General features: G+C 66.3%; 9 protein-coding genes and 1 pseudogene. 8 read left to right on the plus strand and 2 right to left on the minus strand.

Annotation, left to right across the window (positions count from 1 at the left end; translation table 11 throughout):
* Window positions 1-163 (plus strand): annotated as a pseudogene (locus ABN273_RS58515) (IS256 family transposase); the annotation flags it as partial.
* A gap of 191 nt (window positions 164-354) precedes the next feature.
* On the opposite strand, the gene ABN273_RS58520 reads toward ABN273_RS58515, so the two are convergent.
* Window positions 355-621 carry a hypothetical protein gene (locus tag ABN273_RS58520; protein ID WP_349458453.1) on the minus strand — a complete coding sequence of 89 codons (267 nt, stop codon included), beginning with the start codon at window positions 619-621 and terminating at the stop codon, window positions 355-357.
* A gap of 84 nt (window positions 622-705) precedes the next feature.
* A complete protein-coding gene (locus ABN273_RS58525; protein WP_349458454.1) occupies window positions 706-1,233 on the minus strand; it encodes a GNAT family N-acetyltransferase in 528 nt (175 codons plus the stop codon).
* 386 nt (window positions 1,234-1,619) lie between these two features.
* On the opposite strand from ABN273_RS58525, the gene ABN273_RS58530 reads away from it, so the two are divergent.
* The 7 genes from ABN273_RS58530 to ABN273_RS58560 form a co-directional block, all read left to right on the plus strand.
* On the plus strand, window positions 1,620-1,913 hold the full coding sequence (locus tag ABN273_RS58530) for a hypothetical protein (RefSeq protein ID WP_349458455.1): 294 nt from the start codon (window positions 1,620-1,622) through the stop codon (window positions 1,911-1,913).
* A gap of 149 nt (window positions 1,914-2,062) precedes the next feature.
* Window positions 2,063-3,943: an alginate lyase family protein gene (locus ABN273_RS58535; protein WP_349458456.1), complete on the plus strand. Its 1,881-nt coding sequence runs from the start codon at window positions 2,063-2,065 to the stop codon at window positions 3,941-3,943.
* Window positions 3,944-4,236: 293 nt separating this feature from the next.
* Window positions 4,237-4,638, plus strand: coding sequence for a hypothetical protein (locus ABN273_RS58540; protein WP_349458457.1), 402 nt, complete (start codon window positions 4,237-4,239; stop codon window positions 4,636-4,638).
* A 264-nt stretch (window positions 4,639-4,902) separates the two neighbouring features.
* Window positions 4,903-5,961 carry a pectate lyase family protein gene (locus ABN273_RS58545; protein ID WP_349458458.1) on the plus strand — a complete coding sequence of 353 codons (1,059 nt, stop codon included), beginning with the start codon at window positions 4,903-4,905 and terminating at the stop codon, window positions 5,959-5,961.
* Window positions 5,962-6,544: 583 nt separating this feature from the next.
* Window positions 6,545-6,667, plus strand: a complete 123-nt coding sequence (locus ABN273_RS58550; protein ID WP_349458459.1) for a hypothetical protein — start codon at window positions 6,545-6,547, stop codon at window positions 6,665-6,667.
* Window positions 6,668-7,388: 721 nt separating this feature from the next.
* Window positions 7,389-8,540 carry an FxsB family cyclophane-forming radical SAM/SPASM peptide maturase gene (locus ABN273_RS58555; protein WP_349458460.1) on the plus strand — a complete coding sequence of 384 codons (1,152 nt, stop codon included), beginning with the start codon at window positions 7,389-7,391 and terminating at the stop codon, window positions 8,538-8,540.
* A partial coding sequence (locus ABN273_RS58560) for an MFS transporter (protein WP_349458461.1) occupies window positions 8,537-9,270 on the plus strand: 734 nt, incomplete at its 3' end. The genes ABN273_RS58555 and ABN273_RS58560, both read left to right, overlap by 4 nt.

Consider the following 9,270-nt stretch of genomic DNA (forward strand, 5'->3'; position numbering starts at 1 on the left):
AGCCGGCCTGGCCATGGCCTTCAAGCTGATCGAGTCCGCCCAGTCCCGCTGGCGTGCGGTCAACGGCGCCCACCTGGTCGCCCTGGTCCGCGCCGGCGCCACCTTCATCGACGGCAAACTCGTCGAACGCCCGACAGAATCACCCGTCCCCACAGCCGCCTAGGAACTCATGATCCACAGGTCTTGACTATTGCTCATGTCATGCGCGAGGCGATCGAACATCATCTGAACCTACTTACGGGAAACGATCACTCCTGATCAGGGAAGCGCTGGTGGAGGTCGGAGTTCGTGTCGCTGGGCATGCCGACGCCGACTCCGGGCTGAGTGCTGCGACAAGGTGATCTGAACTGCGGGCTATGGGGCCGGTGGCGGCCGGCTCCGGCCCGTGAGCGGCGTGCGGTCGATGTGCTCTGCTGGGATCTGGAGGACGTCGGCGGGTGTGTCGGGCTCGTCTGGGGGCTGGTGGGTGTGGCGCCACTGGTGGAGGAAGTGGTCGTTGGCGACTGCGACGAGCAACGCGACCAGGATCGTCTGGGCGACGCGGCCGTGGGCGAGCCGGTTCTTCGGATCACCCAGGTCGAGGTCGTGGCCCTTGAGACGGCCGGTCAACCCCTCCGTCATCGCCCTGACAGCGGAGTACGTCCGATCCACCCACCCTCGAGCCTTTGCACGGTCACCGCATGCGCATGCCGCTGCGGGTGGCCGTTAAAGGAGACGCTCCATCCACAGCGAACTGATGTACTGACCGTTCTTGGCGGCGTACTCGTGGAACGTCCCGACCTCTGTGAAGCCGAACTTCCGATGCAACGCGACCGATGCATCGTTGGGCATGGCGATACCTACGACCGCCACATGGATCGGCTCATCGGCAATGCTGTCAAACAGCGCCCGATACAGCGACGTTCCCACCCCCAAGCCCCGGCAACCGGCATCGATCGCGACGCTGAGCTCAACCGTCTCCCGGAAGGCATCGTGATCCCGGTAACGCTGACTGCAGGCATAGCCCACCACCTGACCGTCTCGTCGAGCCACGAGCAGCCGGTAAGGGCCGGTGGAGGAGAACCGTTCGAACCAGGCGCGCCGCTCATCCACCGTGATCGGCCGGGAGTCGAAAGACGCGATCGAGGTCGCCGACACGTCGTTGAGGAGAGCGACAATTCCGGCAAGATCCCCCTCATCTCCGATAGCAACCTCAACAGGACCTGAACCATCAAGCGTGTGCACATCGTCCATGAGTTACATTCTGATCAAAGCGGGTCTGCCTCGCTACCGCCGGAGTTCGGCCCGCCCGCACACCGTCAACGAGAAGGCCACAGGACTGCTCACCTCACGCAGCTACCACCTGGGAAACGATCACTTTCCTTCCGGGAAGCGATCTTCTCAACCCCTCCTGCACGCCAGGTGAACCCCATTCGTGAACACCCCACCAGGAGCCGTTCTTGAAACGGCTGGACTGAAGTTGACGGGATCCCGTCTGATCGTTGCGATCGGGCGGGATCTTGTCGTTTCGGGGGTTTTCGAACTTGGTTCGTCCTGGTTTGGGGCGCGTGGAGTGGGTGCCTGGGAAGGCTCGGGTGGTGTCAGGCCGCTGGCGGAGCGCGGTGAGTACGGTGCCGGGCATGGTGAAGCCGGCGGCGGGCGGGGTGCTGGGTCGTGGCGAAAAGTTGTGCGGCTTAAGTCTGTGGCGGGGGTTTCCCGTTCGGGATGGGCGGCTCGTTGGAGTGTTGATTGGTGAGTTCGTCGGTGGGAGTCGGCGGCTGGGCCGTGTTGACGGCTTCGGGCTGGTGGATGTGGCGCCATTGGTCGAGGAAGTGGTCGTTGGCGACGGTGACGAGCAGCGCGACCAGGATGGTCTGGGCGACACGGCCGTGGGCGAGCCGGTTCCTGGGGTTGACCAGGCCGAGGTGAGGTAGTGCGGTTCCTGCCGGAACGTGGCCAGGTACCCCAGATCGCCAGGGTGCGGTATGCGCTCGGTATAGCGGGCACCCCTCCACACCCCGAACGCCTTGACACCTGAGCCGACGGCTGGCGGAATGGGCGTCCGAATCTTGGAAGGAAGCCCGTGCGTCTCGTCCGTCCTCTTGCCGCCGCCATGCTCGTGGCCGCGGCCTTATCTGTGCCGCAGCCTGCGCAGGCGGCCGTGTTCAAGCATCCTGGCGTTCTGGTCAGCCGTGCTCAGCTCGACTTCGTCAGGGCCAACCTCGGCAACGAGCCGTGGAAGTCTGCCTGGAACGCCCTGCAAAGCCATCGCTTTGCCAAGCTGTCCTATACGGCCCACCCGCGCGGCGAGGTGAATTGCGGCCCGTCGTCGAAACCCGACAACGGCTGCACGGACGAACGCGAGGACGCCATGGCGGCCTACACGCACGCCCTCCAGTGGTACCTCACCAAGGACTCCCGCTACGCCAAGAAGGCGATCCAGATCATGGACGCCTGGTCAGCCGTGATCACCAAACACACCGGGGACAACGCGCCGCTGCAGACCGGGTGGGCGGGCGCCAACTTCTCCCGCGCCGCCGAACTCATCAAGCACACCTATACCGGGTGGACCCAGGCCGGCCGGCTCGCCGGCAAGCTGCGCACCGTGTACCTCCCGACCCTGATCGCCGGAAGGCCCAACAACAACGGCAACTGGGAACTGATCATGACCGATGCCGCCATCGGCATCGCCGTGCACCTCGACGACCGGGCCTCCTTCGACCGGGCGATCGCGACCTGGCGCGGCAGGCTGCCCGCCTACATCTACCTCGAGACGGACGGCTCTCTGCCGAAGGCGCCGCCGAACAGCAAGTACGACACCAAAGCCGAGATCATCGGCTACTGGCACGGGCAGACCAAGTTCGTGGACGGGCTGACCCAGGAAACCTGCCGGGACTTCTGGCACACCGGATGGGGCCTCGCGGCCATCTCCCACGTCGCCGAGACGGCCGGCCACCAAGGTGTGGACCTGTACGCCGTGGCCAAGCACCGGCTGCGACGCGCCATGGACCTCCACGCTCGCCTGCAGATGGGCGGGACGGTGCCCTCGTGGCTGTGCGGCGGAAAGGTCACCAAGGGCCTCGGGAAGCACTTCGAGGTCGGCTTCAACGCGCTGCACCACCGTCTCGGGTACGACGATGTTCCTTATGCCAAGCAGTGGGTCGAGAAGAACCGCCCCGACGGGGTGTCGCACTTCCTGGGCTGGGAAACCCTCACCCACGCGCAGAACCCGCACTTCGGCGGACCAAAGGGCGTCACGTCGGTGTACGGGGTGCTGCCGAACGGGCAGCTGACCTATACCACCATCGACGCCGCCACCGGAAAGCGCACCCACGGCGCGGTCGTGTCCACAGCCACCCTCGGCTTCACGCCCAAGGCCATGGCCACACTCAACTCCAACACCATCCTGCTCACCGACGCCAACGGCAAGCTGTATCGCGTCGACGTGCAGAGCAACCGTGACAGCCTCACCTTCAAGCCGCCCGTCCTGCTGGGCAGCGGCTACACCCACGACCTGCTTGCCTACGACGGCACCAGTCACCTGTTCGGCATTGAGAACGGAACCCTCCACCGCTACACCATCACCGCCGCCAAACCTGCCCTTGCCGACATCAGCGGCAACATCGCCATCGGCGGCGGCTTCACCCTCAAAACTCTCACCGCCACCGGAGCGGACTGGCTCCTCGGCACCACGGCCGGAGGGCAGCTCATCTCCTACAACATCAGCGGTGCCGGCTCCTGGAAGCGCTACCAGCTACGCGACTCCACCTGGCAGAATTTCGACCACCTGCTGTCGCCTGGCGGGGGTGTCTATTTCGGCCACCACCGCGAAAACTCCATGCACCACTACCGCGACGTCAACCCCTACGACGGCCGAGGCGACGACCTGACCGGCCGGGGCACCGTCGACGTCGGCGGCTGGGTACAGACCCTCCTGTCCGCCCAGCCCGCCACGGTCACGTGAGCGAATGACAGACGGGGCGTGACAAGGACCCTGGTATCCGTACGACACAGACGTCACCGCTGACGTCTTTGCAGAGGCGAGGAACACATTCAACTGTCTGATCGGCCAGCACACCCCTGCGGCAGCCGCGTCGCTGAGGCATGACCAGCTGGCGGACACGATCGTCGAGCAGGGGCGTGAGCTGCAACGCCAGCTGCTGCAGGAGCACCTCGACCTGCGGGCATTACGGGAGCGGCAGCAGGTGCACCGCGCCCGCCATGGCGGGTCGGCCCTGACGGTGGCCGGGGCCGACGGTGCGGCATTCGGCCGGGCTGGCGAAACTGGCGGTGATCGAAGCAGTGCGCGGCTCGTTCGACACCGCCCACGCGGCGATCAACGCGCGCTGCGGACCGATGATCGGCAAACGGCAGATCGAGCAACTCGTGGCCGAGGCGGCGGCCGACGTCGACGCCTTTTACGCCGCGCAGACTCTGCTGCCGTGCACGTCGTGTACGGTGCCGGCGCTCAGCGTGGACGGCAAGGGCGTCGCGATGCGCCCTGAGGCGCTGCGGCCCGCGACCGCCAAGGCCGCCGCCCGGGCCAGGGCGACCTTCCGCACCCGGCTGGCCTCGGGGAGAAGCCGGCTCGCAAAAGAACGGCCACCCTCGGCGTGGTCCACGACGCCGAACCCGCACCCCGGCGCCCCCACGATGTGATCGCCGTCCCCGGCGGACGCAGCGGGCAGCGCCCGCCACGGCCCAGACCACGCGCGATGCGCAAGTGGCTGTGCGGCTCCATCATCACCGACCCCGATACTGCCTACCCGGCGATCGTCACTCCGCCAGACGGCACCAAGATTGGCCCGCTGAGAGGTGTGCCGATCGACGGCCACGTTGGAGCGTGTCCGCCAGGTTGTCGCAACGTATGGCCTGCCGCGGGAAAGCGCTGAATGCCCGACTAGCGACCTTTCATCTAGTTTCATGGCGGTGGAGCAGGTCAGAGGCCGTGGCCTAACTTGCTTCCTTGACGTGGCGCCGACCCTTTCGTACGGTTCACGCACCCGCACGGAAAGCGTTTTCCCGACGGAGGTCGTCATGCAACGTCTCAGCGCCGCCACCGCAGCACTGGCTCTGATGGTCAGCGTCCTGGTAAGCGCGGAACCGGCCCTCGCCGCCGAGTCCAGCCCCGTCGGATTCGCCGGCATGAACGGCGGTACGACCGGTGGCGCCGGTGGCTCGACCGTCACGGTCTCCACGGCCTCGGCGCTGGCCAGCGCGCTCAGTTCCGGCAGCACTCAGACCATCCGCATCTCCGGCATGATTTCCATCTCCGGGATGTACCGGGTGGCCTCCAACAAGAGCATCCTCGGCGTCGGATCCGGCTCCGGTCTCAACGGTGGCGGGCTGACCATGAACGGCGTCAGCAATATCATCATCCGCAACCTGACCATCCAGAATTCCAGCGACGACGCCATCAACGTTCAGGACGGCTCGCACCACATCTGGATCGACCACAACAACTTCACCCGCGCCTCGGACGGCCTCGTGGACATCCGCCTGGCCTCCGACTTCATTACCGTCTCGTGGAACCGTTTTTACGGCCACGACAAGACCGCGCTCCTGGGATCGTCCGACAGCAACACCGGCGACGTCGGCCACCTGCGCGTGACCTACGTCCACAACTGGTTCGACGGTACCAACCAGCGCCACCCCCGGGTCCGCTTCGGCAACCCGGTGCACGTGCTCAACAACTACTACTCCAACATCGGCAGCTACGGCGTTGCCTCCACCACCAACGCCGGCGTCTACGTCGAGCGCAACTACTTCGAGAACGTCAGCCGCCCCACGTCCCTCCAAGAGGGCTCCTCGCCACAGGGCAACATCAAGCTGCTCAACAACTACCTGGTCAACTCAGGCACGCCCCTGTCGCGCAACGCGAGCAGCGTGGCCACGATCCCGTACTCCTACACTCCGGAGTGCAACTGCTCGGTGAAGTCGACGGTCACTGCCGGCGCTGGCGTGGGCAAGATCGGCCTCTGATATCCAGTGCTGGCAGGGCTTCCGAACGGCCTACGCGCCCGCCGACCCTGCCGCGTCCCCTGTTGCAGACCTCTCCCACGGGGATCAGCTCCCTCGTGGGAGAGAGGGCTCGGCACCGCCGTCATTCACCGTATGAGCCGTCCGGGAAGCGAGCATCGTCGCGCTGGGAAGCGATCTTGGCAGGCCAGCCTTATCGCAGGCCAGGCACACTCGTGAACACCTCACCCAGAGCCGTTCTCGAAACGGCTGGACTCGCGGCCGGCGACGACTCCTGACCAGAGTGACTCCTCCGCTCCTTGAACGGAGCAGCGCAAGCCTCTCGCCGACCAGCCAGTTCGCTTGACATCCCCAGAGAACGATCCTGTCTCTTCCAGATGAAGCTGCGGCATCCGTTCCCTGCACCGGGTCCGGGCGCGGCCCCTGCCCGGACCGGGATCAGTGCACCCGATCACGTGAGCCTCTGGGGTCCAGGAAGCCCTGCCGATGGCCCTGCCCGCGGGACCGGCTGGATGAGCGAGGGCGTTGGCGGGGACTGTGGTGAGGTTGAAGTGATTCTGTGGCGCGGGATGTCAAGGTTGACCGTGTGGTTCGCCGTACCAAGCGAAAGGAAAAGGTGGTCATGGAGACCGAACTCACCGTCCTCGAGGCCGTTATCGCCGACATGCAGGACTCCGCCTCGGCCGACTTGTTCACCAGCGCCCTCTAAGGAGCCGAGCAGGCCGGCGTGCGTTGAAGCCGTCGGCCTCGTTCCGCCGGCAAAGGAAGACCGCCGGATGGCCGGACCTTCTCGACATGAACGCTCCGCAAAGAGTGACGCGAGCCTCTGAGGTCCCGGAGGTCCTGCCGACAGTCCTGTCCGCCAACGCATCCCTGCCCACGTGACCGCCACCACCGGGATTCGCATCCATGCCTTGTTCCGGCAGCCGTTCGCACATCGTCTTGGCGGGGACTACCCGCAGCTCTGTGTGAAGGCCTCGGATCCCGTCCATCGCGCCGAGCGTCACCACGCCACACCTCACCATCGCGGCACTCGAATCCAGCGGTGGGGTCCCAGCCTGCTCCGCAGTGCGCCCATTCGCGCCCAGGGCCCGCCCCTGGATCTGCGCCGGGTCGGCGGGAGGGTGCACGGTGAAGACCGGCGCGATGGCGGAGACTGTGGTGAGGCTGAGGTGATTCTGTGGCGCGGGATGTCAACGTTAGCCGTGTAGTTCGCCGTACCAAGCGAAAGGAAAAGGTGGTCATGGAGACCGAACTCACCGTCCTCGAGGCCGTCATCGCCGACATGCAGGACTCCGCCTCGGCCGACTTGTTCACCAGCGCCCTCTAAGAAACCGAGCAGGCCAGTGGACTGAAAGGGGCGTGCGTTGAAGTCGTCGGTTTCGTTCTCCGGGCGAAGGAAGACCTCCGAGTGGCCGGACCTTCTCGACATGGACGCCCTGCAAAGGGCGGGATGGCGGCCGCTGCCGTTCACGCAGTTCGTGATCAAGATTCACAGCAGGTGCAATCTTGCGTGCGACTACTGCTACATGTACGAGATGGCCGACCAGAGCTGGTCTTCCCGCGACAAGGTGATGGATTCGGCGACCATGAAGGCGACGATCGACCGCATCGCCGAGCACGCCCGAGTTCACCGGCTCCCCTCCGTGAACGCGGTGCTCCACGGAGGGGAGCCGCTGCTCGCTGGGACCTCGTGGATCGACGGGTTCGTCGCCGACCTGCGCGGCGTGCTGGAGCCCGATGTACAGGTCGCGGTGAGCATGCAGACCAACGGCACCCTGATCGACGAGGACTTCTTGCGGACTGCCGCTGAACGTCGTATCGGCGTCAGCGTCAGCCTGGACGGGGCCGAGCAGGACAACGACCAGCACCGGCGCTACGCGGGAGGGCGCGGTTCCTACCAGGCTGTGGCCCGCGGGCTGGCTCTCCTCGCCTCCGGACCGCATCGGGCGCAGTTCCGTGGACTACTGTGCACGATCAACGTCGACAATGACCCGATCGCCACCTACGAGGAACTGCTCAGGTGGCGACCGCCCGCCATCGACTTCCTGCTGCCGCACGGCACCTGGTCCAGCCCGCCCCCGAAGCGTACGACCGACGAGGATCACACGCCGTACGCGGACTGGCTCCTGGAGATCTTCGAGCGGTGGTACACCGCGCCGAGCAGGCAGACACGGGTTCGGCTGTTCGAGAGCGTCATCCGCATGGCGCTGGGCGGACAGAGCATGACGGAGGCCATCGGCCTGCAGCCCGCACGACTCGTGGTCATCGAGACCGACGGCTCCATCGAGCAGGTCGACTCGCTCAAGGCCGCTTTCGACGGCGCACCCGCAACCGGGCTCACCGTGCGCGATGAACCCTTAGACCGTGCGCTGGAGCATCCCTCGGTCGCGGCTCGGCAGATAGGGATCGAGGCTTTGAGCGAGAAGTGCAGGGCTTGCTCGCTGCGCGACACCTGCGGCGGCGGCCTCTATCCACACCGTTACCGCGAAGGGTCCGGTTTCCTCAACCCCTCGGTCTACTGCCCCGACCTGATGAAGTTGATCAATCACATTGTCGGACGCGTCAGGGCCGACGTGTGAGCTGGCGGCGCGACTTCTGGCTGCTGTTCGCGGGATCGAGCCTGGCCACCGTGGCCGCGAGGGCGAGCGCGGCCGCCTACCCGCTCCTCGCCCTGCTGCTGACCGGCTCGCCGGTGCTTGCGGGGTGGGTGCGGTTCGCGTCGATGGCACCGCACCTGCTCTGCACGCTTCCCTTCGGCGTTCTGGTGGACAGGCACGATCGGCGGCGGCTGTTGGTCATCTCCCAGGTCGGCAGGGCAGTGGCGATCGGGCTGCTCGCCATCACGATCGCCGCCGACGGTCCATGGATGCCGGTGTTGTGGGCGACGGTGGTGGTCGAAGGAACGCTGACTGTCCTGCATCAGCGCGCACTCGGGCCGGCGATCGCCGAGGTCGTCCCCAAGGAACACACGACATGGGCGGTGTCGAGAAACGAGGGGGCGCTGGCGGCGGCCACACTGGCCGGTCAGCCTGTGGGCGGCTTCCTCCTCGGCATCGGCAATGCCTTCCCCTTCGTGGCGGGGCTGATCGCCCAAACGGTCGCGGCGGTGACCATCCTCTGGACTCGCAAGCCTGTGCCCCGGGCGGCGGAGGCCGAGGTGGTCGCGCACGGTCTTCCTGACGCGCACGGTCTTCCTGACGCGCACGGTCTTCCTGACGCGCACGGTCTCCCCGACGCGCACGGCCTTCCCGATGCCCACGGTCTGCCCGTGGCGCACGGCCGCCTGGACGGCAGGGCTGTCGCCGACGT

This window comes from Nonomuraea sp. B19D2 (genome assembly GCF_040137845.1).
In the GTDB taxonomy this organism is placed as follows: domain Bacteria; phylum Actinomycetota; class Actinomycetes; order Streptosporangiales; family Streptosporangiaceae; genus Nonomuraea.